This window comes from Rathayibacter sp. PhB1, assembly GCF_004362935.1.
GTDB classification, from domain to species: Bacteria; Actinomycetota; Actinomycetes; order Actinomycetales; family Microbacteriaceae; genus Rathayibacter; species Rathayibacter festucae.
On the sequence record NZ_SNYD01000004.1, the window covers coordinates 444890 to 471012 of the forward strand.

Here is a 26123-nt window from a genome sequence, read left to right on the forward strand (position 1 = left end):
CCGGGCGAAGGGATCAGTTTAACCGCGGAGCGATCAGTGCGGACGGAGACCGGACCCGATGAGGTCGACCAGCCGGCCGGAGCCGTCGCGCACGCCGACGGACGCGGCACGGCGGCCCGTCTCGGCGAGGCGCGGAGCGTCGTGCAGGAGCGGCACAAGGTCGCTCGAGACCCACGCCGGGGTGAACGCCGCGTCCTCGACGAGGAGCGCGCCGCCCGCGTCGACGACACCGCGCGCGTTGAAGCGCTGCTCGCCGTTGCCGACCGGGTAGGGCACGTACACCGCGGGCAGGCCGAGCGCGCTGAGCTCGCTCACGGTGGCCGCTCCGGCGCGGGAGACCGCGACGTCCGCGGCGGCGAGAGCGAGGTCCATCCGGTCGCAGTAGGCCAGCAGGTGGTACCCCGCGACGCCGGGGTCGGTGATCTCGGCGCGGTCGCCGGTGATGTGCAGCACCTGGAACCCGGTCGCGACGAGCGCGGCGGCACTCGCGTGCACGGTCGCGTTGATCCGCCGGGCGCCGAGCGAGCCGCCGGTGACGAGAAGGGTGCGGCGCGCGGGATCGAGACCGAAGGCGGCCATCGCCTCGTCGCGCACGGCCGCGCGGTCCAGCTGCGCGATCTCGCGGCGCAGCGGCATGCCGACGACCTGCGCGTTCCGCAGCGGCGTCCCCTCGAAGGCGACGCCGACGTACGGCGTGAAACGGGCGCCGAGCCGGTTGGCGAGCCCCGGCCGGGCGTTGGCCTCGTGCACCACGAACGGGATCCCGGCGCGCCGGGCGGCGAGGTAGGCGGGTGCGGCCGCGTAGCCGCCGAAGCCGACGACCGCGTCGATCCGGCGCTCGCGGAGGGTGCGGACGATGCCGTCGATCGTCGCGCGGAAGGCCGACGGAAAGCGCAGGGCGGCGCGATTGGGACGGCGCGGGAACGGCAGGCGCGGGATCACCGACAGCTCGTAGCCGCGGAGCGGGACCAGTCGGGCCTCGAGTCCCTCGGCCGTTCCGAGGACGAGGACCTCGTCGTCCGCGTTCCGCGCGCGGATCTCGTCCGCGGTCGCGAGCAGCGGATTGACGTGGCCGGCGGTGCCGCCGCCGGCGAGCAGGAAGCGGGTCATCGGGCGGCGGCCTTCTTGGCGGCGCGCGCGGCGGCGCCGTCGCTCGGCGAGGTCTGGTGGCGTGCGAAGGAGAGCACGACGCCGATGGCGAGGAGCGAGCTGAGCAGGGCGGTGCCTCCGGAGGAGATCAGCGGCAGCGGCACTCCGAGCACCGGGAGCACCCCGAGCACCACCCCGATGTTGACGAACGCCTGGCCGATCAGCCAGACCATGACCGCGCCCGTGGTGATGCGGACGAACGGGTCGGTGGACGCGTGGATGATGCGGAAGAACGCGATCGCGAGGACGACGAAGAGCGCGAGTACCACGATCGCCCCGATCAGGCCGAGCTCCTCGCCGATGATCGCGAAGATGTAGTCGTTGTCGGCCGCGGGCAGCCAGGACCACTTGGCCTTGGAGTTGCCGAGGCCGACGCCGAAGATGCCGCCGGAGGCCATCGCCCAGGTGCCGTGCACGGGCTGCCAGCAGGAGGTCTCGTACTGCTCCGAGCCCGAGCAGTCGCCGAGGAAGGACATGATCCGGGTCAGCCGGTTCTCGCTCGAGACGGCGAAGAGCACGGCGCCGACCGCGCCGACGAGCACGATCGGGATCAGCACCTTCATCTGCACGTTCGCGTAGAAGAGCGCGGCCAGGACGATGCCGGCGAGGATCAGGACGGTGCCGAGGTCGCCGCCGCCGAGGACGAGGCCGATCGAGCCGCCCGCGACGATCAGGACGGGCATCAGCGCGTCCTTCCAGTCCTTGGGGCCGCGGTAGCGGCGGGCGAGCAGCAGGCCGAGCCAGAGCGCGAGCGCGAGCTTGATGATCTCGGACGGCTGCATCGTGAAGCCGCCGATCCGCAGCCAGTTGCGGTTGCCGCCGACCTCCCAGCCGAGCGGCGAGAACAGCACGAGCAGCTGCAGGACGCAGCCGGCCCCGAGCAGGAGCGGTGTGGCCTTCTTCCAGAAGCGGATCGGCACCCGCGACACCACGAGCATCAGCGGCACGCCGAGCAGGGCGAAGCCGCCCTGGCGGAAGAAGCCGCCGAAGGAGTCGTCGCTCCGGACGTAGGAGGTGACCGACGAGGAGGAGAGCACCATCGTCAGCCCGAAGAGCACGAGGAAGAGCGTCGTGCCGAAGAGCAGGAAGAAGTTCGGCGATCCCGAGGCGAGGACGCGGGCGAGCACGATCCGCGCGGTGCGCAGTCCGCCGCGCTCCCTGTGCTGTTCGCCCTCGGTCGCCTCGGCGCGCGAGCGGTCAGTGCGCGAGCGGCCCGGGCTGCGGTTCGTCGTCGGAGCGGTCATCGGCTCCCCCTCCCAGATACGTCGCCACGGCGGCCGCGAAGAAGCGGCCCCGCTCCGCGTAGTCGCGGAACTGGTCCATCGACGCCGCAGCAGGTGCGAGCAGGACGACGTCGCCCGTGCGGGCGAGCACCGCGGCGGCCTCGACGGCCGCCTGCATCACCGCCCCAGTGTCATCCGGGACCACCTCGGTCACGGGGAGGGCGGGCGCGTGTCGCCGGAATGCCTCGAGGACCTCCGCGCGGTCCGCGCCGATGACCACGGCGCCGCGCAGGCGGCCGACGTGGGCGCCCACGAGAGCGTCGATGTCGACGCCCTTCAGCAGCCCGCCGACGAGCCAGACGACGGACGGGTAGGCCCGGAGCGAGGCGTCGGCGGCGTGCGGATTGGTGGCCTTGGAGTCGTTCACCCAGACCACGCCGGAGCTCTCCGCGACCACCTGGATGCGGTGCGCGTCGAGCTCGAAGGTCGCGAGGGCGCGGCGGACGGCGGCGGGCTCGATGCCGCAGGCCCGCGAGAGCGCGGCGGCCGCCAGCACGTTCTGCACGATGTGCGGGGCGGCGAGTCCGCGGGCGGCGAGCTCGTCGACGGTCGCGATCTCGATCGCGCTCGTCGCGCGGTCCTCGAGGAAGGCGCGGTCGCAGAGGATGCCGTCGACGACGCCGAAGTCGCTCGGCCCGGGGACCCCGAGGCCGAAGCCGATCGCGCGCGCGCCCTCGATCACCTCGGCGTCGACCACCATCTGCTCGGTGGCGGCGTCGGCGCGGTTGTAGACGCAGGCGACCCGGGTGTTCGCGTACACCTTCGCCTTCGCGGCGCGATAGGCCTCGAAGGTGCCGTGCCAGTCGAGGTGGTCGTCGGCGATGTTCAGGCAGGTGCTCGCGAGCGGCTCGATCCGACCGAGGTAGTGCAGCTGGTAGCTGGAGAGCTCGACGACCAGCACGTCGAAGCCCTGCGGGTCGCGGACCGCGTCGAGCACCGGGATGCCGATGTTGCCGCAGGGGGCCGCGCGCAGCCCGCCGGCGACGAGCATCGTCGCGGTGAGCTGCACGGTCGTCGTCTTGCCGTTCGTGCCGGTGACCAGCACCCAGTCGGCCGGGCTGCCGTCGGCGCGGACGACCTTGTCGCGCACACGCCAGGCGAGCTCGACGTCGCCCCAGAGTGCGATGCCCGACTCCCCCGCCCACGCGACGATCGGATGCGTCGGCGCGAAGCCGGGCGAGACGACGACGAGCTCGGGGTCGAACGACGCCAGCTCCTCCGGGACGCGGTCGAGCCGCTCGGCCCGATGCAGGCGCGCCCCGATCACCTCGAGCAGGCGCTCGCGCTCCTCGTCGGCGCGGTCGGCCAGGACGAGCACCTCGGCGCCCAGCTCGGTCAGCGTGTCGGCGACGGAGAAGCCGGTGACCCCGAGGCCGAGCACGGCGACGCGAAGGCCGCGCCAGTCGGCGTGCCAGCTGGTCAGCGACTCGGGGCGGGCGGACGAGGCGGGAGCGGTCATGCCAGGGAGAGCCATTCGAGGTAGAAGAGCCCGACGCCGGCCGCGACGAAGATGCCGGCGATGATCCAGAAGCGGACCACCACCGTGATCTCGGCCCAGCCCTTGAGCTCGAAGTGGTGATGGAGCGGGCTCATCAGGAAGATGCGCTTGCCCCGGGTGAGCTTGAAGTAGATCCGCTGCACGATCACCGAGCCGGTGACGATGACAAACAGGCCGCCGATCAGGATGACGAGCAGCTCGGTGCGGGTGAGGATCGCGAGAGCCGCGAGGGCGCCGCCGAGGCCCAGCGAGCCGGTGTCGCCCATGAAGATCTGCGCGGGCGAGGTGTTCCACCAGAGGAAGCCCACGAGCGCGCCGGAGATCGCCGCGGCGATGATCGCGAGGTCGAACGGATCGCTCACCTGGTAGCACTTGTCGGCCACCTCGGGGTTGAGCTGCGCATCGAAGCACCACTGGTTGGACTGCCAGAAGCCGATGATGACGTAGGAGCCGATCGCGAGGATCGACGAGCCGGTCGCGAGGCCGTCGAGGCCGTCCGCGACGTTGACGCCGTTGGACGTGCTGGTCACGATCACGCAGATCCAGAGCACGAACAGCCCGATGCCGATCCAGCCGAGCGCGGCGAAGTCGAAGGGCAGGTCGCGGATGAACGAGATCGACGTCGAGGCCGGCGTCAGTCCGTTGGAGTCGCGCACCATGATCGCGATGACCGCGAACGCCGCCGCGACGATGATCTGCCCGGCGATCTTGGCCCAGCCGCCGAGCCCGAGGCTGCGCTGATTGCGGGTCTTCAGGAAGTCGTCGATGAAGCCGACGAAGCCGAGCCCGACCATCATGAACAGCACCAGCAGCGCCGACGGCGCGAGCGCCCGGTTGCCGAAGAGCGAGCCGAGGAAGTAGCCCGCCACGGTGGCGATGATGATGACGATGCCGCCCATCGTCGCCGTGCCGTGCTTGACGTGGTGCGACTTTGGTCCGTCCTCGCGGATGAACTGGCCCCACTGCAGGCGGTGGAACAGCCGGATGAACAGGGGCGTCAGCAGCAGCGTGAAGGCGCCGGAGAAGGCTCCGGCCAGAAGGAGTGCTCTCATCGGTGGCGCTCTCCCAGTCGGTCGCCGAGGAATCGCAGCCCGGCGGAGTTGGACGACTTCACCAGGACGGTGTCGCCGCTCCGAAGATAGCCGTCGAGCAGGTCGTAGGCCTCGTCGGCGGTCTCGACGAAGACGGACTCGCCGCTCCACGAGCCCTCGCGCTCGGCGGCGACGTGGATCCGTCGCGCCTTCGCGCCGACCACCACGATCTGCGCGATGTTGAGCCGGACGGCGAGCAGGCCCACGCGGTCGTGCTCCTCGTCGGCCCACTCCCCCAGCTCGCTCATCTCGCCGAGGACCGCGACGGTGCGCCCCTCCGGCTTCGCGATCTGGGCGAGGGTCCGCAGGGCGGCGGCGGTGGAGTCGGGGCTGGCGTTGTACGCGTCGTTGACGACCGTGACGTCGGCGCCGCCGAGCACCTGCATGCGCCAGCGCTCGGCGAGCGTGACGGTGCCGAGCGCGTCGACGATCGCGTCGAGCGGGACGCCGACGGAGAGCGCGGCCGCGGTGGCCGCCAGCGCGTTCATCACGTGGTGCTCGCCGAGGACGCGGAGGAAGAGCTCGGCGCGGGCGGCCTCGCGACCCTCCCCCGCGCTGATCTCGACGGTGAAGCGCGTGCCCTCGGCCGTCGGCTCGATGTCGACGGCGCGGACGTCGGCCTGCTCGCCGTGGCCGAACCACAGCACCCGGGCGGCGGTCCTCGCCTGCATCGAGGCGACGCGGCCGTCGTCGGCGTTGAGCACCGCGACGTCGTCGGCCGTCAGGTCGGCGACCATCTCGGTCTTCGCCTCGAGGGTGCGCTCGATGCCGCCGAACTCACCGGCGTGGGCGAGGCCCACCGCGAGGACGATCCCGACGTCGGGCTTCGCCATCCGGACGAGGCGGCGGATCTCGCCGACCGCGCTCGCGCCCATCTCGGCCACCAGGAAGCGCGTCGAGGGCGACACCTTCAGCATCGTGATCGGCGCGCCGACCTCGTTGTTGAACGAGCCCTGCGGGGCGACGGTCTCGCCCTCGCGCTCGAGGATCGTGCGGAGGAGGTTCTTGGTGGTCGTCTTGCCGTTGGAGCCGGTGACCGCGAGGACGGTGAGGTTTCCGAGCGCGCGCACGCGGCGGACGACCTCGGTCGCCAGGGCGCCCAGCGCCTCGACGGAGTCGTCGACGAGCACCTGCGGCACGTCGAGGTCGAGCGGCCGCTCGACGATCAGCAGGGCGGCGCCGCGCTCGACGGCGACGGGAGCGAAGAGGTGGCCGTCGGTGTGCTCGCCGCGCTTGGCGACGAAGATGCCGCCGGGCGCGATCTCGCGCGAATCGGTCTCGGTCGCGCCGTCGACGACGGTGCTCGCGTTCGCGGAGGAGCCGGCGAGGTGCAGCCGGCCGGAGACGGCCGCGGCGATCTCGGTGAGGGTCAGGGCGATCATCTAGAGCCAGCCCGCCTCGCGCAGGGCCTGCCGGACGTCGTCTCTGGCCGAATACGGCATGTGCACTCCTGCAATCTCCTGATAGTCCTCGTGGCCGGGTCCGGCGTAGAGGATCGCATCGCCCTCGTCCGCGAGGGCGACGGCCGCCCGCACGGCGGCCCGCGGGTCGGGGATCTCGTGGATCTCCCGGCCGGGCGCGGCCTCGGTCGCCGCGGCGAGAAGGACGGCGCGGATCGCCGCCGGGTCCTCCCAGCGCGGGTGGAAGTCGGTCACGATCACGACGTCGGACAGCTCGGCGGCGATGCGCCCCATGTCGGCGCGCTTCGTGGTGTCGCGGTCGCCGTCGGCGCCGAAGACCATGATCAGCCGGCCGGGCGTCAGCGCCCGCAGCGCCTCGAGCGCGTTCGAGAACGCGTCCGGGGTGTGGCCGTAGTCGACGTAGACGCGGGGGCCGCGGTCGCCGGAGACGCGCTCGGCCCGCCCCGGGATGTAGACGTCGAGCACGCCCTCCTCGAGGGTGTGCGCGATCGCCTCGAGGTCGAAGCCGGACTCGACGAGCATGACGATCGCGAGCGCCGCGTTGGCCGCCATGTACCAGCCGATCAGCGGGATGCTCACGACGACCGAGCGGTTCTCGGGCCCTTCGAGGCGGAAGGTCGTGCCGTCGGCGGTGCCCTCGACGACGGTCATCGACCAGTCGGCCGGCGTGCTCGGAGCGACTCCGACGACGGGCGAGCTGGCGAGCGTCGTCACGGGGATGCGGCTGCGCTCGACGAGCTCGCGGCCCCAGCTGCTGTCGACGGTCACCACGCCGCGGCGCGCGCGGTCCGGACCGAACAGGTCGGCCTTCGCCTCGAAGTAGTGCGCCATGTCGGTGTAGTCGTCGAGGTGGTCGTGCGTCAGGTTGGTGAAGCCGACGACGTCGAAGACGAGGCCGTCGATCCGGTGGCGGGTGAGCGCCTGCGCGGAGACCTCGATGGAGACCGCGCGGACCGCGGACTCGCGCATCCGGGCGAGCAGCGCGTGCAGCTCGCTCGCCTCCGGGGTGGTCAGCGAGCTGACGACCGCCACGTCGCCGATGCGGCGCTCGGCGGTCGAGCTGAGACCGGAGACGACGCCGAGGCGGCGCAGCAGCGCGTCGAGCAGGTAGACCACGCTCGTCTTGCCGTTGGTCCCGGTCACGCCGAACAGCGTCGGCGCGTCCTCGCGGGTGCGGTGGATCCAGGCCGCGACGTCGCCGAGGGCGGCGCGGGGGTCGGGCGTGACGAGCACGGGGAGGCCGCTGCCGGCGGCCAGCTCGGCGCCCTCGGGATCGGTCAGCACCGCGACCGCTCCCGCGGCGGCGGCACCGGTCGCGAAGGCGGCGCCGTGCGCGGCTCGGCCGGCGACGCCGACGTAGAGGTCGCCCGGCTGGACGCAGCGCGAGTCGAGGGTGACCCCGCTGACCTCGACGCCGTCGATCCCGCGGACGGGCCCGAGCGAGAACTCGGCGACGAGCTGCGCGAGCGCGCGCGGTGCCGGGTGCTCGGGCCGGAGGGAGGACTGCGGGCGAGTGTCGTGCAATGCCCGCCCTCTCTCTCCTGCTGGTGCTGTCTCTCGTGGCCGTGCTGTCTCTCGCGCCGGTGCTGTCTCTGGTCTGCTGCGTCTGGTCCCGGGGAGGGCGGTCACCACGTGGTGGGGTACTCGACCGGCGGGACCGTGGACGGCTCCACCCGGTTGGTCTTGAGCACCTGGGTCATGACCTGCTGGAACACGGGGGCCGTCGCCTGGGACGTGTTCATCTTAACCGGATCGGCGATGGTGACCGTCACGACGTACTCCGGGTCCTCCGCGGGGGCGAGGCCGGCCAGCGAGACGGTGTAGCTCTTCGAGTAGCCGCCTTTGCCGTCCGGCTGCTGCGCCGTGCCGGTCTTGGTGGCGATGTTGTAGCCGTCGACGTGGATGTCGTTCGCCAGCCAGCCCTCGTTGTAGTGGGTCTGCAGCATGTCCACGACGTCCTTCGCGGCACCGGCGGAGACCACCGGGGTCCCGGTGCTGTCGGGCACGTCGATCACGGAGCCGTCGGGCGTGGTGCAGCCCTCGACCAGCTGCGCGGGCAGGCGCACCCCGCCGTTGCCGAGGGTCTGGTAGATGCTCGCCACCTGGACCGCGGTCGCCGAGACGCCCTGGCCGAACATGGTCGTGTAGTTGGTCTGGTTGTCCCAGTCGTCGGAGTCCGCGAGGAGGCCGCCGGACTCGCCCGGGAAGCCCACGGCGGTCGAGGCGCCGAGGCCGAACTTCGTCAGGTAGTCGTAGCGCTGCGAGGCGGAGAGCTTGGAGCCCATCATCGCGATACCGACGTTCGAGGAGTCCTTGAGGATCCCGGTCAGCGTGTAGTTCGTGGGCGTGTGCGCGAAGTCGTCGCTGAAGGAGGCGCCGTCCTTCTCGAAGGTGTCGGGGACGACGACCTGGCTCGTCGGGCTCGCGAGGCCCTGATCGATCAGCATCGCCGCGGTCATCGGCTTGAAGGTCGATCCCGGCTCGAACGGAGCGCGGAACGCCCGCGAGCTGCGGTCGTCTGGCGCGCTGGCGGCGACGTTGTTCGGATCGACGGTCGGCGTCTCGGCGACGGTCAGGAGCTTGCCGGTCTTGACCTCCTGCACCACGACGATCCCGTAGCTGCCGCCGACCTCGGCGACCCGCTGCGCGAGCACCTGCTGCGAGTAGTACTGCAGGTCGGCGTCGATCGTGAGCTCGAGCGTCCCGCCGTCGACCGCGGGGGTCTCCGCCACGGTGCTGCCGGGGATGCGGACGTAGTCGGCGCTGCGCTCGTAGCTCTCGGAGCCGTTGGCCCCGGCGAGGCAGGCGTTCTCGGCGTACTCCATGCCCTCCTGCGCGGCGCCGTCGCCGCCCACGTAGCCGACCAGGTTGCCGGCGACCGCGCCGTTCGGATACGTCCGGCCCTGCTGCGTCTCGAAGTAGGTCCACGGGATGTCGAGGGCGACGAGCTTCTGGTACGCCTCGAGGTCGAGGCCCTCGGAGAGGATCAGGTAGTTCGCCTTCGGGTCCTTCGCGACCGCGTCGCTCACGGCCGTGACGATCTGCGGGACCGTCTGCCCGGTGATGGCGCCGATCTCGGAGGCGGCCTGCTCGACGCTGACCATCACCTCCTGGCCGTCGGGCATCTCGCGCAGGAACTCCGCGACGTTCTTCGGCGAGGTCGTCAGCCGGTACCGGGTCGTGGCGTCGGCGAGCACCGTGCCGGAGCGGTCGACGATCGAGCCGCGGGTGCCGTAGGTGATGACGCTGTTCGACTGGTTCTGCGCCGCCTCGTCGGTCAGCTCGTTGGCGCGGACGACCTGGATGTCGACCAGCTTGCCGATGAACAGTCCGACGACGGCGGCGATGACGAGGAAGGTGACGGCGGTGCGTCGCCTGCTCGAACGGTGGTGTCTCACGGCGCTAGGGGCCCTTCGGTGCGTGGTCGGAGCGGCTCAGTGCGTGCTCGGGCGGAGTCAGTGCGTGATCGGGGCGGGCAGCTCGCCCTGCAGCGGTGCAACCGCCGTGGCGGAGCCCGGTGCGGCCGCGGCGGCCGGCGGTGCGATCAGCGCGTTCGGCACGGCGGAGGCGGTCGCGGCGGTGCCGACCTCGCTCGCGGCGGCGGTGGCGGGATCGCCCAGCACGGCACCGTCGGAGAGGCGGAGGTAGACGGGCGCGGTGTTCGCGACCATGCCCAGACCCTGCGCGGCGGTCGCGAGGTTCTGCGGCGAGCTGAGGGTGTCGACAGCGTCCTGCTTCTCCGCGTTGCCGCGGGTGAGCGTCTTCTGCTCGCCCTGCAGCGTCGCGATCTGGTAGGCGCCCTCGGAGAGGCCGACGCTGACCAGGAGCTGGATCACGATGATCGCGAACAGCCCCGCGACGGCGACGATCCCGTAGACGAGCTTCGGCCGGGCCTGGCGCACCGGAGCGGGGACCGCCTCGATGCGGGGTCGCTGGGCCGGCTCGGCGGGCTGCGCCGGTCGTGCGGTGCTGCGGTCGATGACGGGGTCGATGACGGCGGTCGCGCTCATGCGGTGCTCCTGATCCTCTCGGCCGCGCGCAGTCGCACGGGTGTTGCTCGGGGGTTGGCGGCCTTCTCGTCGTCCGAGGCGAGCTCGGCGCCGCGGATGACGAGCCGGAACTCGGGTCGGTGCTCGGGCAGCTCCATCGGCAGGCCGACCGGCGCCGTGGAGGAGGAGGCGGCCTGCAGGGCGCGCTTGACGATGCGGTCCTCGAGCGACTGGTACGCCTCGACGACGAGGCGCCCGCCGACGGCGATCCGGCCGAGTGCGGCGGGGATCGCCCGCTCGAGCACGGAGAGCTCCTGGTTGACCTCGATGCGCAGCGCCTGGAAGACGCGCTTGGCCGGGTGCCCGTTGCGCTGGATCGCGACCGGGGTCGCCGCCTGGATGATCTCGACGAGCCGGCCGGAGCGCACGATCGGCGCCGACGCGCGGGCCTCGACGATCTTCTTGGCGTAGCGCGCCGCGAGCCGCTCCTCGCCGTACTCGTGGAAGATCCGCCGGAGCGCGATCTCGTCGTAGTCCGCGAGGATGCTCGCCGCGGTGAGCGGCGCCGACGCGTCCATCCGCATGTCCAGCGGAGCGTCCTTGGAGTAGGAGAAGCCGCGCTCGGTCTCGTCGAGCTGCAGCGAGGAGACGCCGAGGTCGAAGAGGGCGCCGTCGATCGTGTCGATGCCGAGCTCGTCGAGGACGTCGGGCAGCTCGTCGTAGACGGCGTGCACGAGGTCGATCCGCGCGGAGTGCGCGGCGAGCCGGGCACCCGCCAGCTCGAGGGCCTCCCGGTCGCGGTCGAGGCCGACGAGGTGGAGGCGCGGGAAGCGCTCGAGCAGCGCGAGCGAGTGGCCACCCATGCCGAGCGTCGCGTCGACGAGCACGGCGCCGTCGCGCTCGAGCGCCGGAGCGAGCAGCTCGACGCAGCGCTCGAGCAGCACGGGGAGGTGCCGCTCCTCGGTCGGGCGCGCGTCGGCGCGGGTCGCGTCGTCGGGGCGCACGTCGGCGCGGTGCGCAGGGGTGCTCTCGGTATTCTCTGTCATGGCGGTCCCGCCGTCCTGTTCCTGCCGTCCGATCCCCATCCAGCTCACGACCGGACACCGGGGAAGGTGCGTCCGGGCGCCGAGTGGCTGGGAGTCGCGCGGCAGGAGCTAGAACAGTCCGGGGATCACCTCCTCCTCGGTGTCGGAGAACACGGACTCCTGCTCGGTGAGGTAGCTGTCCCAGGCGTCCTGGGCCCAGATCTCGGCGCGATTGCCCGCACCGATGACGGTGAGGTCGCGGTCGAGACCGGCGTAGGCCCGCAGCGGTGCCGGGAGGGTGATGCGGTTCTGCTTGTCCGGCGTCTCGGCGCTGGCGCCGGAGAGGAACACGCGGAGGAAGTCGCGGGCCTGCTTGCTGGTGACCGGCGCCTGGCGGATCTTCTCGTGCATCGCCTCGAACTCGCGCTGGCTGAAGACGTAGAGGCACCGCTCCTGGCCGCGCGTGACGACGACTCCGGAGGAGAGCTCGTCGCGGAACTTGGCGGGAAGGATGACGCGGCCCTTCTCGTCGAGCTTGGGGGAATGAGTGCCGAGGAACAACGGACTGCCCCCACTTCTCTCCGGCCAAGGTTGGTGTGGGCCCCACAGTACTCCACTTCCCCCCACCCACAACCCTCCGAACCGCCGCGGCGCGCCGCAGTCACCCTGTTGATCCGCGTCGTTCCGCGGATCCGCAGCGGTGGAGCGCAGTGGAGGGGAATCGCACTCCCGGGGAGCGTCCGGGCACGAAAAAAGGGCCGATCCGTGAGGATCGACCCTGTGGGTGGTGCGGGGTGGAGGACCCGCGCCGTGGAGCGCTAGGAGCGGCCGTCGCCGCGGTTGTCCCACCGGTCGTTCAGACGGTCAATGAAGTTGGACCCCTGGCGTCCGCTTGCGGAGCGCGGCTTCGAGGGCCGACCCGCCTCGGGGATTCCGGAGGTGGTGGAGCCGCCGGGCGCGGGGCGCATCGCGACGACCACGCCGGCCAGCATCAGCGCGAAGCCGGCGACGCCCACGAGGGGCTGACGGACGATCACGCCGGCGACGAGGACTCCCAGGCCGACGATGGCGAGGAGGATGCCGAGCACGAGCGCGCGGTAGTTGGTGCCGCCCCGGCCCTTGCTGACCGCCGCGACGAAGTCGGCGTCGTTCTGATAGAGATTGCGCTCCATCTCGTCGAGGAGCCGTTGCTCGTGTTCCGAAAGCGGCATCGGGACCCCTTCAGGGTGTGGCGTCGACCCGGCGGGGACGGCACCGAGGGTGGGCGGGCGGTCTGCTCGACCGGGCTGGTGGCGCTTCAGTGTAGACCGCGGCCCGCCGAGGCGCCAGGCGCCATCGGTGCATAGGCTGGTCGGGTGAACCACAGCACTCGTCTGGTCGATCGCGTCCAGTTCCGAATCGATGAATTCCTCACCGGGCGCACGCCAATTCTGCGCTCCATCGGAGAGGACGTCTCCGCCCTCGGCGACCTTTCGCGGGACTTTCTCAGCGGGGGCAAGCGCTTCCGGGCGCGCTTCTGCGAGGCGGGCTGGACGGCGGTCTCCGCGGTCCCGAGCGACGCGCACCGGAGCGCCTCGGATCCGATCGCCCGGGTCGGCGCGAGCCTGGAGCTGTTCCACGCCGCGGCCCTGGTCCACGACGACGTGATCGACAACTCCGACACCCGCCGGGGCGCCCCCTCGGCGCACCGCCGCTTCGCGTCGCTGCACGCGGGCGGCGGCTGGTCGGGCGACGCGGACGAGTTCGGCCGCTCCTCGGCGATCCTCCTCGGCGATCTGCTGCTGGTCTGGTCCGACGAGATCTTCGCGGACGCCGAGTGGGCGCTCGAGGACCGCACCGCCGCGGCGCGGGCCCGGGCGGAGTTCAACCTGATGCGCACGGAGGTGACCCTGGGCCAGTACCTCGACATCCTCGAGGAGAGCGCCTGGGTGCGGCACCCCGAGCACGAGCACCTCGAGCGCTCGGAGCGCGTGGTCGTCTTCAAGAGCGCGAAGTACAGCATCGAGGCGCCGCTGACCATCGGCGGCTCGCTCGGCGGCGGCGACGACGCCCAGATCGACGCCCTGCGCCGGTTCGGCCTGCCGCTCGGCATCGCCTTCCAGCTGCGCGACGACGTGCTGGGGGTCTTCGGCGATCCGGCCGTGACCGGGAAGCCCGCCGGCGACGACCTCCGCGAGGGCAAGCGGACCGTGCTGCTCGGCCTCGCCCGCGCGGCCGCCTCGGCGGGCGAGCGCGACGAGCTCGACGCCGTGGTGGGCCGTGCGGACGCGAGCGCCGACGACATCGCCCGCGCTCAGGAGATCGTGGCGGGCTCCGGGGCGCTCGACCGGCTCGAGGAGCGCATCGCCCGCGACGTCGAGGCCGCGCTGGCCGTGCTGCCGGACGCGCCGCTGCGCGAGGAGGGCGTCGCGGAGCTCCGCGAGCTCGCCGACCGGGTCACCGCCCGGACGGCGTAGAGCGGATCAGCCGGACCGGCTCGGTCCGGTGCCGGCTCGGCTCAGGCGAGCGCCTGGGCGACGCGGCGCACCTCGGCCTTGCGGCCGGCGAGCAGCGCCTGCACCGGGCTGGTGCCGAGGCTGTCCTCGTCCGAGAGCAGCCAGTCGATCGCCTCGTCGTCCGAGAAGCCCTGGTCCGACAGCAGGATCGCGGTGCCGCGGATCTCGCTGAGCGGCTCGCCGTCGCGGAGGAAGACGGAGGGGACGACGAGCTTGCCGTCGCGGCGGGTGCCGAGCAGGTGGCGCTCCTCCAGGAGGCGGCGCACCCGGCTGACGCCGAGACCGGTGACCTCGACCAGGTCGGGGACGGTCAGCCACTCGATCTCGGGAGTGGGCGGGGAGGCGGAGGCAGCGGACGAGTCGGTCACCCGTCAAGAGTGCCACGAGCCGCCTCCGCGTTGCACGCCGGTTGTCCGGAGCGTCTTGCCTAGACTCGTCGCGTGACCACCAGCCAGCTCGACCCTCTCCTCGGCCGTCTCGTCGACGGCCGGTACGAGGTGCGCTCCCGCATCGCGCGGGGCGGCATGGCCACCGTCTACCTGGCGCACGACCAGCGTCTCGAGCGCCGGGTCGCCATCAAGGTGATGCACGGGCACCTCTCCGACGACGCGACGTTCAAGAACCGCTTCGTCCAGGAGGCGCGCTCCGCCGCCCGCCTGGCCCACCCGAACGTGGTCAGCGTCTTCGACCAGGGCCAGGACTCCGACATGGCCTACCTGGTCATGGAGTACCTCCCCGGCATCACGCTGCGCGACCTGCTCAAGGAGCGCGGGCGGCTGACGGCCCAGCAGGTCGTCGACATCATGCACTCGGTGCTGTCCGGCCTCGCGGCCGCGCACCGGGCCGGGATCCTGCACCGCGACCTCAAGCCCGAGAACGTGCTGCTCGCCGACGACGGCCGGATCAAGATCGGCGACTTCGGCCTCGCCCGGGCGGCGAGCGCGAACACCGCCTCCGGCCAGGCGCTGCTCGGCACGATCGCGTACCTCTCCCCCGAGCTGGTCACCCGCGGCACCGCCGACACCCGCAGCGACATCTACGCCATCGGCATCATGATCTACGAGATGCTCACCGGCGAGCAGCCCTTCACGGGCGAGCAGCCGATGCAGATCGCCTACCAGCACGCGAACGACTCGGTCCCCTACCCCAGCGCGAAGGTGCCCTCGGTGCCGACCTCGCTCGACGAGCTGGTGCTCTGGGCGACGGAGCGCGACCCGGACATGCGTCCGCGCGACGCCGGCGTGATGCTGGCGCAGCTGCTCGAGGCCGAGCGCCTGATGGGCATCACGCCGACCGACCGCCGCGGCGCGGACACCCAGGCCGTCACCCCCCTTCCGGTGGCGGAGCCCGCCACCGCGCTGCTGTTCGACGAGGCGGTGACCGGGCACACCTCCGTGATCGAGGGCTCGGCGGCGGAGCTCGAGCAGCGCGACGACGACGACGCGGTCGCGCGGCTCGCGACCAAGCGCCGCACGCGGCGCCGCCGAGGCGTGCTGCTGACGGTGATCGTGCTGCTGCTCGCCCTCATCGGCGGCGGGACGGCGTGGTGGTACGGCGAGGGCCCGGGCGCGATCGTGAACGTGCCGGACGTGGTGAGCCGCTCGCAGGACGAGGCGACGGCCGCGCTGGTGAGCCAGGGCTTCGAGGTGTCGCCGCAGCAGGCGAATGACCTGACCGTCCCGGCCGGGACCGTGCTCAGCACCGATCCGCCCGGCGGCCAGGGGCTGCACAAGGGCGAGGTCGTGACGCTGGTCGTCTCCAGCGGCCCGCGGCAGATCGAGGTGCCCGCACTGGCCGGTGTCTCCGAGGAGGAGGCGACGGCCGCGATCCAGGCCGCGCCGTTCACCGTGGGCGATGTGACGCGGATCTTCGACGCCGACGTCCCCGCGGGCGTCGTCGTCTCGGCGTCCCTGCCCGACGGCGGCGAGCTGCCCGCGACGATGTCCGAGACGAGCACGATCGCGATGACGGTCAGCCTCGGGGCGATCCCCAACGTCGTCGGCCTGACCGTCGACGAGGCGACCGCCGCGGCGAAGGACGCCGGGCTCGCCCTCGACCGCGAGCGCGAGGACTGGAGCGACACGGTCGCCGCCGGCGTCGTCCTCACCCAGATCAACCCGGAGGCGCCCGCGACCACCGGCGACACCGTCTCCGTCGTCGTCTCCAAGGGCCCGCAGCCGGTCGCCGTCCCCAACGTCGTCGGCATGACCCGCGACCAGGCCAAGGCCGCGCTCAGCGCCGTCGACCTGAAGTGGAGCTACGGCCTGACGACCCCGCTGATCGACCAGGTGCCGGACGAGGTGACGAAGGTGACCAACCAGTCCGACAAGGAGGGCGCCCTCGTGCAGCGAGGCACCACGGTCCAGCTCTCGATCACGATCACGATCTGACCGCGGAGCACGGCGGCCGAGCGCGGCACGCCGCGTCGGCACGCCGCGAATGCATGCCGCGTGGGCATGCCGCGTGGGCATGCTGGTCGAGTAGCCCCGCAGGGGCGTATCGAGACCCACCCATCTGACGACCGTGGATCTCGATACGCCCGCTCCGCGCGCTACTCGATCAGCATGGGAGGGCCCGCTGCGCCGGCCACTCGCTCAGCGAAGACTGCCGCGGGCGTACGACCAGCGGCGGAAACATGTTGGTCGAGTAGCCCCGCAGGGGCGTATCGAGACCCACCCGTCCGACGACGGTGGATCTCGATACGCCCGCTCCGCGGGCTACTCGATCAGCATGAGGGCGCCCGCTCCGCGGGCTACTCGATCAGCATGAGGGGGACCCGCTCAGCGGGCTCCTCGATCAGCAGGACGAGCCCGCCCAGCGGGCTCCTCGATCGGCAGGACGGGCCCGCCGGCGGGCAGCAGCCGGCTCAGCGCTCGCGCAGCTCCTCGGCGACGAGGAAGGCCAGCTCGAGGGACTGCATGTGGTTGAGGCGCGGGTCGCAGACCGACTCGTAGCGCGTCGCGAGGGTGGCCTCGTCGATGTGCTCCGAGCCGCCGAGGCACTCGGTGACGTCGTCGCCGGTGAGCTCGACGTGGATGCCGCCGGGGTGCGTCCCCGCGGCGCGGTGCGCCTCGAAGAATCCCTTGACCTCGTCGACCACGTCGTCGAAGCGACGGGTCTTGTAGCCGGTGGGCGTCGTCAGTCCGTTGCCGTGCATCGGGTCGGTGACCCACAGCGGCAGAGCGTCGCTCGCCTTGACCGCCTCCAGCAGCGGCGGCAGGGCGTCGCGGATCCTGCCGGCGCCCATCCGCGTGATGAAGGTGAGGCGGCCGGGCTCGCGGTCCGGGTCGAGCTTGTCGATCAGCTCGAGCATCGTCTCGGGCGTCGTCGACGGGCCGAGCTTGACGCCGATCGGGTTGCGGACGCGCGAGAGGAAGTCGACGTGCGCGCCGTCGAGCTCGCGGGTGCGCTCGCCGATCCAGATGAAGTGGCTGGAGGTGTTGTACGGCGTGCCGGTGCGCGAGTCGATCCGCGTCATCGGGCGCTCGTAGTCCATCAGCAGGCCCTCATGGCCGGTGTAGAACTCGGTGCGCTTCATGCCCTCGAAGTCCGCGCCGCAGGCCACCATGAACTTCACCGCGCGGTCGATCTCGCGGGCGAGCTGCTCGTAGCGCTGGTTCTGCGGGTTCTCGGTGAAGCCCTTGTTCCAGTAGTGCACGAGGCGAAGGTCGGCGAAGCCGCCCTGGGTGAAGGCGCGGATGAGGTTCAGCGTCGAGGCGGCCGTGTGGTAGCCCTGCACGATGCGGCGCGGGTCGGCGGTCCGCGACTCCGGCGTGAAGTCGTAGCCGTTGACGATGTCACCGCGGTAGGCGGGCAGCGTCACGTCGCCGCGGGTCTCGAGGTCGCTCGAGCGGGGCTTGGCGAACTGGCCCGCCATGCGGCCCATCTTGATGACGGGCATGCTCGCGCCGTAGGTGAGCACGACGGCCATCTGCAGCACGGTCTTCACCCGGTTGCGGATCTGGTCCGCGGTCGCTCCGGCGAAGGTCTCGGCGCAGTCGCCGCCCTGCAGCAGGAAGGCCTCGCCGCGGGCCGCGGCGCCCAAGCGCTCGCGCAGCTGGTCGACCTCGCCCGCGAAGACGAGCGGCGGCAGCGCGGCGACCTCGGCGGACGCGGCGGCGACCGCGGCGGCGTCCGGCCAGTTCGGCTGCTGCTTGACCTCGAGCTCACGCCAATAGTCCAGGCCGGCGACCACGGAGGGGGCGGCGAGGACGTACGGTTCGTTCGGATCGATGACCACGAGGGTTCCTGGTTCTGACGGGCGCGCGGCGCGCGCAGTGATCGCCGCCCGGTCGGACGGCGACGGTTGACGAGCTTATCGGCTCGGCGGAGCGTTCTCCGGAGGTGCGCGCAGTCGCCCACCTGTCCGGGGCCGTGCAGCCGGCTCGGCCCAGCGGGTTCAGCGCAGCAGGGCCGCGCGCTTCTCCTTGACCGAGGTCGCGTAGACGTCGAGGTACTCCTGGCCGCTCAGTGCCAGCAGCTCGTACATGATCTCGTCGGTGATCGAGCGGAGGATGAAGCGGTCGCCCTCCATGCCCTCGAAGCGGCTGAAGTCGAGCGGCTCGCCGAAGACGATGCCGATCCGCCCGAGCTTCGGGAGCCGGCTGCCGATCGGCATGATCCGGGCGGTGTCGATCATCGCCACCGGGACGACGGGCACCCGCGCCTCGAGGACCATCCGCGCGACGCCGGTGCGGCCGCGGTACATCCGTCCGTCGGGGCTGCGGGTGCCCTCGGGATAGATGCCGAGCGCCTCACCGCCGGCCAGGACGCGGAGCCCCGTGTTCAGCGAGGCCTCCGACGCCTTGCCGCCGGAGCGGTCGATCGGCAGCATGCCGGTGGCGGTGAAGAACAGCTTCGTCGCCCAGCCCTTGAGGCCCTTGCCGGTGAAGTAGTCGCTCTTGGCGAGGAAGACCATGTTGCGCTCGATCACCAGCGGGAGGAACACCGAGTCGATGAAGGAGAGGTGGTTGCTCGCCAGGATGACGCCGCCGGTGGCCGGGACGCGGTCGGCGCCGACCACCCAGGGCCGGAAGATCGTCTTGAGCAGGGGCCCCGCGACGATGTGCTTCATGAACCAGTAGAACAAGGGGCGCTCCTCAGCGGTCCGCGACCGGGGTCACAGCGAGCTCGCGTGCAGGCGGGCGAGGTCGGCGGCGCCGACGACCCCCGCGTCGTTGACGAGCTCCGCGATGCGGAACTCGGGCTCGGGGTGGTACCCCCGGGCGGGCAGGTTGTCGAGGTAGGCCTGGCGGATGGGGTCGAGCAGGAGGTCGCCGGCCTGCGCCACTCCCCCGCCGATCACGAACATCTGCGGGTCGAGGACCGCGCTCAGGCTCGCCGCCGCCTCGCCGAGCCAGTGGCCGAGCTGGCGGAGGGCCGCGAGGGCGCCCAGGTCGCCGGCGCTGATCAGCTCGGCGATGACGCCGCCGTCGAGCTCGCCGCCGTTCCTCGCACGCGCGTCGGCGATGCCCTGGCCGATCCCGCCGGCATCGGCGAGCTCGGCGGCGAAGCGCTGCAGTGCGCGGCCGGAGCCGTACTGCTCGATGCAGCCGCGAGCACCGCAACCGCAGGGCAGGCCGCCGGGGACGACCCGCATGTGGCCGATCTCCGCCGCCGCGCCGAAGCCACCGCGCAGGAGCCGGTCGTTGATGACGATCGCGCCGCCGACGCCGGTGCCGATCGTCAGCATCAGCATGTCGCTCACCAGTCGGCCGGCGCCGTAGCGGAACTCGGCCCAGCCGGCCGCGTTGGCGTCGTTCTCGATGATGATCGGCAGGTCGATCCGCGCCGAGAGCTTCTCGCGGAAGGGCTCGTTGCGCCAGTTGATGTTGGGGGCGTAGTAGACGATCGACTGCGAGGCGTCGATGAAGCCGGCCGCGGCGACGCCGACGGCCGAGACGTCGCCCGCGGGGAGGCCCTCGCGCAGGCGCGCCACCATCTCCACGACGACGTCGACGATGAGCTCGGGGTGACCGGCGGGCGTCGGCTGGCGGTCCTCGCGGACGATGCCGCCGAACTCGTCGACCAGCGCTCCCGCGATCTTCGTGCCGCCGATGTCGATACCGATCGCGTGCACGCGAACCGCCTTCCGCTAGCCTCCGACGCCGCTGCGCCGCGGGTCCGCCCTGGAGCGGCGGCCACATCGAGTGTAGTGACCCGCCGAGAACCGACGTGCGGATCGTTATCCTGAGTGGATACACAGTCGGGATGCGCCGGTAGGCTGGACCCGACAATCATTCAGGTACCGAAGGAGTTGCCGTGGAGCAGTTCGATTCCCCCCTCGTGGTCGCGCCGGATCCGCAGGCCAACACGACGGCGCTGCTGCTCGACCGCGTGCGGGAGACGCCCGACCGGGCGCTGTTCGCCCTCCCCGAGTCCGGTGGCTGGCGCGACGTCACCGCCCGCGAGTTCCTCGACCAGGTGACCGCGCTCGCGAAGGGACTCGTCGCGGCGGGCATCGAGCCCGGCGACAAGGTCGGCCTGATCTGCAAGACCCGGTACGAGTGGACGCTGATCGACTTCGCCGTCTGGTTCGCGGGCGGCGTGCTCGTGCCGGTCTACGAGACCTCCTCCCCCGCCCAGGTCCAGTGGAACCTGTTCGACTCCGGGGCGCGGGCCGTCATCGTCGAGACGGCGGACCACTTCGCCCGCTTCGACGAGGTCCGCCCGGATCTGCCGGACGTCCGGCTCGCCTGGCAGATCGGCCTGGGCGACCTCGACAAGCTGGCCGCGCGCGGGGTCGACGTGCCGGACGCCGAGATCGAGCGCCGCCGCTCGATCGCCACCGGCGCCGACATCGCGACGATCATCTACACCTCCGGCTCGACCGGCCGACCCAAGGGCTGCATCATCCGGCACTCCAACTTCGTCGAGCTCAGCCGCAACTCCGCGGTCGCGCTCACGGAGCTGATCCACCAGCCGGGCGCCTCGACGCTCCTCTTCATCACGACCGCGCACGTGTTCGCCCGCTTCATCGCGATCCTCTGCGTGCACGGCGGAGTCAAGGTCGGCCACCAGGCCGACACGAAGCAGCTGCTCCCCTCCCTCGGCTCCTTCAAGCCGACGTTCCTGCTGGCCGTGCCCCGGGTGTTCGAGAAGGTGTACAACTCGGCGGAGCAGAAGGCCGAGGCCGGCGGCAAGGGCAAGATCTTCCGGCGCGCGGCCGATGTCGCCGTCGCCCACTCGATCGCCGTCGAGGCCGGCTCGGTGCCGCTCGCGCTGAAGCTGCAGTTCCTGCTCTTCGACCGGCTCGTCTACTCGAAGCTGCGGACGGCGATGGGCGGCAACGTCCGCTTCGCCGTGTCCGGGTCGGCGCCGCTCGGCGACCGGCTGGGCCACTTCTTCCACAGCCTCGGCATCAAGATCCTCGAGGGCTACGGTCTCACCGAGACGACGGCGCCCGCGACGGTCAACCGGACGGAGCGGTTCAAGATCGGCTCGGTCGGCCCGGCGATGCCCGGCTGCTCCATCCGGATCGCCACCGACGGCGAGATCCAGGTGCGCGGCATCGACGTCTTCGGCGGCTACTGGAACGACGAGAAGGCGACGGCCGAGGCCTTCGACGGCGAGTGGTTCAAGACCGGCGACCTCGGCTCGCTCGACGAGGAGGGCTACCTCCGCGTCACCGGGCGCAAGAAGGAGATCATCGTCACCGCGGGCGGCAAGAACGTCGCGCCGGCCGCGCTCGAGGACCCGATCCGCGCCAACCCGCTCGTCGGCCAGGTCGTCGTCGTCGGCGATCAGCGCCCGTTCATCGCGGCGCTGGTGACCCTCGACTCCGAGATGCTGCCGACCTGGCTCGCGAACAACGGCCAGGACGCGAAGCTCTCGCTCGATCAGGCGGCCGTGAACCCGGCCGTCCTCGCCGAGGTGCAGCGCGCCGTCGACGCCGCGAACGCCCGCGTCTCGCGCGCCGAGTCCATCCGCAAGTTCGTGATCCTGCCCACCGAGTTCACCGAGGCGAGCGGACACCTCACCCCGAAGATGAGCATCAAGCGGAACGTCATCCTCGACGACTTCGCCGCGACCATCAGCAGCGTCTACAGCGCCGCCCCGGCCACGGAGGGCATCAGCCTCCGCTGACGGGTCCACGTCTGCACCACGGTGGATCTCGATACGCCCGCTCCGCGGCCTACTCGATCAGCATGGGCAGGCCCACGCTGGCCTACTCGATCAGCATGGGCACGCTCATGCTGGTCGAGTAGCCCCGCAGGGGCGTATCGAGACCCACCGTCGCCAGCAGGGCGGGTCTGCACACTCCACTCCTGACGCTGGTGGATCTCGATACGCCCGCTCCGCGGCCTACTCGATCAGCATGCAGCGCCGCTCCGTGGGCTACTCGATCAGCACGGACCGCGGAGACCGCAGGTCCTCCGCCGGTCGAGCAGCCCGCAGGGCGTACCGAGACCCACCGTCTGCGCCACCGTGGATCTCGATACGCCCGCTCCGCGGCCTACTCGATCAGCATGCAGCGCCGCTCCGCGGGCTACTCGATCACCATGGAGCGCGAGCTGCGCTTTCAGCATGCGTTCGGGCACGATGGCCGAAGGCCGAGCCGTATCCGGCGAAGCGCGTTCCAGCGCTTCGCCGTCGGCGGACGCACGACGCTCTGCGGAACCCGGCCACCTCGGAGAGCCGACCGCGCCGAGCCGGGCAGGGACCGGCTCGGAATCGACTCAAAACCAGGAGCTCTCGCGGACTTCCTTCATGGCGGCTCGGCGGTCGTCCTTGGAGAGGCGGTCGAGGTAGAGGCGGCCGTCGAGGTGGTCGCACTCGTGCTGGAGGGCCTGGGCCATCAGGCCGTCGCCCTCGAGGACGACCTCGTTGCCGTCGAGGTCGGTGCCGCGGACCTTGGCGTGCGGGTAGCGGATCGCGGGGTACCAGAGGTTGGGGACGGAGAGGCAGCCCTCGTCGACGGGCTCCGGCTCGCCGCTGAGCTCGACGATCTCGGGGTTGAGGATGTAGCCGACGACGCCGTCGACGTTGTAGCTGAAGGCGCGGAGGTTGACGCCGATCTGCGGGGCGGCGACGCCGGCGCGGCCGGGGGTGCGCACGCTGTCGACGAGGTCCTCGACCAGACCGCGGATCCCGTCGTCGACGGTCTCGATCGGGGCGGACACCGTCTTCAGGACGGGATCGCCGAAGATCCGGATCTGGCGTTCGGTCATGCGGTGCGCTCCCTCAGTGCCTCCTCGGCGGAGAGGAGGGCGTTCTCGACGACTTCGCTCGCCGCGGGGTGCGGCCAGTACTGGCTGCGGGCGAGACCGCGGATCCCGACCCCCGCGCTGGCGGCCTGGACGAGCGGCTGAATGAGGATACTCGCCTGCGGGCCCATCAGGTGCGCGCCGAGCAGCTCGCCGTCGAGTCCGACGACGAGGGTGCAGATGCTCGAGTCGTCCTCCATCGCCCAGCCGTAGGCGGTGGAGCCGAACTCCTCGGTGACGGCGACGACGTCGATGCCGCGCTCCCCCGCCTCCTTCTCGGTGAGGCCGAAGTGCGCGATCTGCGGGTGCGCGAAGATCGCGCCGGGCACGGGGGCGAGGGTGTTCGAGAGCATCTCGCCCGGGTGCAGGAGGTTGTGCGCGACGAGCCGCGCCTCGTGGTTGGCGACGTGCTTGAGCTGCCACTCCGAGGAGACGTCGCCGAGGGCGAAGAGCCCGGGCACGACGCGTCCGCCGGAGAGGACCCGCTGCTCGTCGTCGACGACGACACGGCCGTCCGGGTGCAGGTCGATGCCGACGGAGGCCGCGGCGATGGTGTCGCTGTTCGGGTCGCGCCCGGTGGCGACGAGGATCGTGTCGGTCTCGACGCGGGAGCCGTCGTCGAAGGTCGTGACGAGTCCGGTCGGAGTCGCCTCGACGCTCTCGGCGGAGACGCCGGTGCGGACGTCCCAGCGCTCGCGTGCCAGCGCTGTGAAGCCGCGGGCGATGCCCTCGTCGAGCGAGCGGAGCAGACGGTCACCGCGGACGGCCACCGTCACCGCGGTGCCGAAGGCCGAGAAGATGTGGGCGAACTCGACGGCCACCGCACCGCCGCCGAGGACGAGCATCCGTGCGGGGAGCTCGTCGATCCGCATGATCGAGTCGGAGTCGTGGATCCGCGGATCGGGCTCGTAGGCCGCGAGGAGCGGACGCGGACGCGAGCCCGCGGCGACGACCACCTGCGGTGCGCTGATCCGGACCCCGCTCGCGCTGACCAGCACGTGCGGCCGGTCGCCGTCGCCGAGCGACTCGAAGCCGAAGCTCTCGCGCAGCACGGTGACGTTCTCGGAGCGGTTCGCCCGATAGTCGAGGCCGCCGGCGCTGATGGCGTCGGTGCGACCGAACACGCGGTCGCGCACCTCGGCCCACTCGGGTCGGGCGACGCGGCTGTGCACGCCGACCCGGTCGCCCTGGTCGACGTCGGTCACGATGTCGGCGACGTGCACGAACATCTTGGTCGGGATGCAGCCGGCGTTGAGGCAGGTGCCGCCGAACCACTCGCCGTCGTCGAGGATCGCGACGCGGGAGCCGGCCCACTCGGGGCCGACGATCGAGTTGCCGGAGCCGGCGCCGAGCACGATCAGATCGAACGCGAGGGTCTCCGTGGAGTCGGCCGCCACGGCGCCCTGCAGAACCGCGTCAGGCACGACGGACCGGGATGCCCTCGACGACGAGCGCGGCGAGCAGGCGCGCCGCCTCCTGGGTCGCCGGGCGCAGCTGCTCCCACTTGACGACCGAGCCGGCGGCGAGCACCGGGTCGTACGGGATGCGGACGATGTCGCGCACGCGCGAGCGGAAGTGCGACTCGATCTCCTCGAGCTTCACCAGGCTGGTGCCCTGCGTCGCGGTGTTCAGCGCGACGACGGCGTTCCGGACGAGATCGCCGTAGCCGTTGGCGTCGAGCCAGGTCAGGGTCTCGGAGGCCAGGCGCGCCTCGTCGACGCTGCCGCCGGAGACGATCACGACGCTGTCCGCGCGCTGCAGCGTGGCGCGCATCACGGAGTGCACGATGCCGGTGCCGCAGTCGGTGAGCATGATCGAGTAGAAGCGCTCGACGAGGTCGGCGACGACGTTGTAATCGTCTTCGTCGAAGGCCTCGGAGAGCTGCGGGTCGGTGTCCGAGGCGAGCACGTCGAGCCGGGTCTCGTCGCGCGAGACCATCGTCGAGAACTCGGTGAAGCCGGTCACGCCGGAGGCGCGGTTGACGACGTCGCGGACGGTCGAGCGGGTCTGCTTGGGGACCCGCTCGGCCAGGGTGCCGCGATCGGGGTTGGCGTCGACCGCGATGATGCGGTCCTCGCGCGAGTCGGCGAGGGCCATGCCGAGCAGGGTCGTGACGGTCGTCTTGCCCACGCCGCCCTTGCGGGTCATCACCGGGACGAAGCGGGTGCCGCCCTCGAACTGGCGGCCGATCCGCTCGTCCATCGCCTTCCAGGCCTGGACCTTCGCGGAGTCGCCGAGATTGACGGTGTGGAAGGTGAGTCCGTAGACGAAGCGGTTCCAGCCGCCGGTCGGCGCGGGCCGGGTCTTGCGGTTGACCTCGAGGAGCCGGTCGGGCGTCAGCATCGACGCGGACTCGGGCGCGGAGGACGACCCGCCGGTGCCCGACTCCGCGCGGAGGCGGTCGCGCCGGGTGACGCCGGGAGCCGGATCCGCAGCAGCCGTCTCGGACTCGCGCTCGATCTCCGGGGCGGACTCGGCAGGACGCTGCTCGCCGCGACCGCGCGGCCGCTCGCCCGCGTCCTCGGGGAGCACCGACACCTCGTCGCGCGAGGCGACGCCGGCCGAGACGGGCCGGACGGCGCCCGGTGCGTCCGGGATGCCGAGGCGTCCGACGTCGATCGTCGGGTCCTCCACGGGTGCCGGAGCGCTCGACCGACGGCGCGCCGGGGCCGGGGACTCCAGCCGGATGCCGTCGGGGATGCGGGTCGGAGCGGTGTCGCTCGCACGCGGGGCGTACTGCTCGGAGTCCCGCGCCGCGTCGAGCGCCGTCCGCGGAGTCGGGCCGGTGTCGAGATCGGGCTGGTCGTCGTTGCGCTCATCCATGCGAACGAGCCTCCTTCCGCTTGCCGCCAGTGTACCGACGGGCCCGGCGGCGCACGGGGGCTCGGTTCCCGCCCTCGCGCCTGCTAGGTGCCGAGTGGAACCCTGTGCAGGGAACGGTTAGGTTCTCCCACCCGGAGGAAAGT

The 26123-nt window shown here is 71.8% G+C and carries 21 protein-coding genes; 3 read left to right on the forward strand and 18 right to left on the reverse strand.

The genetic code is table 11. The annotated features are described in order from the left end of the window. Positions 1-33 precede the first annotated feature (33 nt). From EDF17_RS12500 to EDF17_RS12550, 11 genes are all read right to left on the reverse strand, one after another. Entirely contained in the window at positions 34-1110 is a 1077-nt protein-coding gene (locus EDF17_RS12500; RefSeq protein ID WP_123446138.1) for a UDP-N-acetylglucosamine--N-acetylmuramyl-(pentapeptide) pyrophosphoryl-undecaprenol N-acetylglucosamine transferase, read from the reverse strand. Further along, on the reverse strand, positions 1107-2393 hold the full coding sequence (ftsW, locus tag EDF17_RS12505; RefSeq protein ID WP_123446137.1) for a putative lipid II flippase FtsW: 1287 nt from the start codon (positions 2391-2393) through the stop codon (positions 1107-1109). The genes EDF17_RS12500 and ftsW overlap by 4 nt, the downstream gene beginning before the upstream one ends. Then, entirely contained in the window at positions 2347-3891 is a 1545-nt protein-coding gene (gene murD, locus EDF17_RS12510) for a UDP-N-acetylmuramoyl-L-alanine--D-glutamate ligase (protein ID WP_123446136.1), read from the reverse strand. Before murD ends, ftsW begins: the two co-directional genes overlap by 47 nt. Continuing rightward, complete coding sequence (gene mraY, locus EDF17_RS12515) at positions 3888-4982, reverse strand: phospho-N-acetylmuramoyl-pentapeptide-transferase (RefSeq protein WP_123446135.1); 1095 nt, start codon at positions 4980-4982, stop codon at positions 3888-3890. The genes murD and mraY overlap by 4 nt, the downstream gene beginning before the upstream one ends. Beyond that, entirely contained in the window at positions 4979-6403 is a 1425-nt protein-coding gene (gene murF / locus EDF17_RS12520; protein ID WP_123446134.1) for a UDP-N-acetylmuramoyl-tripeptide--D-alanyl-D-alanine ligase, read from the reverse strand. The genes mraY and murF overlap by 4 nt, the downstream gene beginning before the upstream one ends. Further along, positions 6404-7966: a UDP-N-acetylmuramoyl-L-alanyl-D-glutamate--2,6-diaminopimelate ligase gene (locus EDF17_RS12525; protein WP_123446133.1), complete on the reverse strand. Its 1563-nt coding sequence runs from the start codon at positions 7964-7966 to the stop codon at positions 6404-6406. A 101-nt stretch (positions 7967-8067) separates the two neighbouring features. Beyond that, positions 8068-9840 (reverse strand): penicillin-binding protein 2, encoded by a 1773-nt coding sequence (locus EDF17_RS12530; protein ID WP_243732876.1) that lies wholly within the window; start codon positions 9838-9840, stop codon positions 8068-8070. A 57-nt stretch (positions 9841-9897) separates the two neighbouring features. Further along, the gene (locus tag EDF17_RS12535; RefSeq protein WP_123446132.1) at positions 9898-10452 is read right to left on the reverse strand and encodes a hypothetical protein; all 555 of its coding nucleotides are present in this window, start codon (positions 10450-10452) and stop codon (positions 9898-9900) included. Next, entirely contained in the window at positions 10449-11477 is a 1029-nt protein-coding gene (gene rsmH, locus EDF17_RS12540) for a 16S rRNA (cytosine(1402)-N(4))-methyltransferase RsmH (RefSeq protein WP_123446131.1), read from the reverse strand. The genes EDF17_RS12535 and rsmH overlap by 4 nt, the downstream gene beginning before the upstream one ends. 108 nt (positions 11478-11585) lie before the next feature. Next, positions 11586-12017, reverse strand: coding sequence for a division/cell wall cluster transcriptional repressor MraZ (gene mraZ, locus EDF17_RS12545; protein ID WP_123446130.1), 432 nt, complete (start codon positions 12015-12017; stop codon positions 11586-11588). Positions 12018-12274: 257 nt separating this feature from the next. Continuing rightward, positions 12275-12667 carry a DUF3040 domain-containing protein gene (locus EDF17_RS12550; RefSeq protein ID WP_123446129.1) on the reverse strand — a complete coding sequence of 131 codons (393 nt, stop codon included), beginning with the start codon at positions 12665-12667 and terminating at the stop codon, positions 12275-12277. A gap of 144 nt (positions 12668-12811) precedes the next feature. On the opposite strand from EDF17_RS12550, the gene EDF17_RS12555 reads away from it, so the two are divergent. Then, positions 12812-13912, forward strand: a complete 1101-nt coding sequence (locus EDF17_RS12555) for a polyprenyl synthetase family protein (RefSeq protein ID WP_123446128.1) — start codon at positions 12812-12814, stop codon at positions 13910-13912. A 41-nt stretch (positions 13913-13953) separates the two neighbouring features. On the opposite strand, the gene EDF17_RS12560 is transcribed toward EDF17_RS12555, so the two are convergent. After that, positions 13954-14319 carry an Rv2175c family DNA-binding protein gene (locus tag EDF17_RS12560; protein ID WP_243732877.1) on the reverse strand — a complete coding sequence of 122 codons (366 nt, stop codon included), beginning with the start codon at positions 14317-14319 and terminating at the stop codon, positions 13954-13956. A 72-nt stretch (positions 14320-14391) separates the two neighbouring features. On the opposite strand from EDF17_RS12560, the gene pknB reads away from it, so the two are divergent. After that, on the forward strand, positions 14392-16341 hold the full coding sequence (gene pknB / locus EDF17_RS12565) for a Stk1 family PASTA domain-containing Ser/Thr kinase (protein WP_123446127.1): 1950 nt from the start codon (positions 14392-14394) through the stop codon (positions 16339-16341). Between the two features lie 476 nt (positions 16342-16817). Here pknB and EDF17_RS12570 read toward each other — a convergent pair whose 3' ends face one another. The 3 genes from EDF17_RS12570 to EDF17_RS12580 form a co-directional block, all read right to left on the reverse strand. Then, complete coding sequence (locus tag EDF17_RS12570; protein WP_123446548.1) at positions 16818-18146, reverse strand: 3-deoxy-7-phosphoheptulonate synthase class II; 1329 nt, start codon at positions 18144-18146, stop codon at positions 16818-16820. A gap of 204 nt (positions 18147-18350) precedes the next feature. Further along, positions 18351-19040: a lysophospholipid acyltransferase family protein gene (locus tag EDF17_RS12575; protein WP_123446126.1), complete on the reverse strand. Its 690-nt coding sequence runs from the start codon at positions 19038-19040 to the stop codon at positions 18351-18353. 30 nt (positions 19041-19070) lie between these two features. Further along, positions 19071-20030 carry an ROK family glucokinase gene (locus EDF17_RS12580; protein WP_123446125.1) on the reverse strand — a complete coding sequence of 320 codons (960 nt, stop codon included), beginning with the start codon at positions 20028-20030 and terminating at the stop codon, positions 19071-19073. A 182-nt stretch (positions 20031-20212) separates the two neighbouring features. Between EDF17_RS12580 and EDF17_RS12585 the strand changes: the two genes are divergently transcribed. Next, a complete protein-coding gene (locus tag EDF17_RS12585; protein WP_123446124.1) occupies positions 20213-22036 on the forward strand; it encodes an AMP-dependent synthetase/ligase in 1824 nt (607 codons plus the stop codon). A 593-nt stretch (positions 22037-22629) separates the two neighbouring features. Here the strand turns inward: EDF17_RS12585 and def are convergent. From def to EDF17_RS12600, 3 genes are read right to left on the reverse strand one after another with little or no spacing between them, the layout of a single operon-like run. After that, entirely contained in the window at positions 22630-23121 is a 492-nt protein-coding gene (gene def / locus EDF17_RS12590; protein WP_123446123.1) for a peptide deformylase, read from the reverse strand. Then, positions 23118-24581 (reverse strand): mycothione reductase, encoded by a 1464-nt coding sequence (locus EDF17_RS12595; RefSeq protein WP_243732878.1) that lies wholly within the window; start codon positions 24579-24581, stop codon positions 23118-23120. The genes def and EDF17_RS12595 overlap by 4 nt, the downstream gene beginning before the upstream one ends. After that, positions 24574-25980 (reverse strand): MinD/ParA family protein, encoded by a 1407-nt coding sequence (locus tag EDF17_RS12600; protein ID WP_243732879.1) that lies wholly within the window; start codon positions 25978-25980, stop codon positions 24574-24576. Before EDF17_RS12600 ends, EDF17_RS12595 begins: the two co-directional genes overlap by 8 nt. Between the last annotated feature and the right edge of the window lie 143 nt (positions 25981-26123).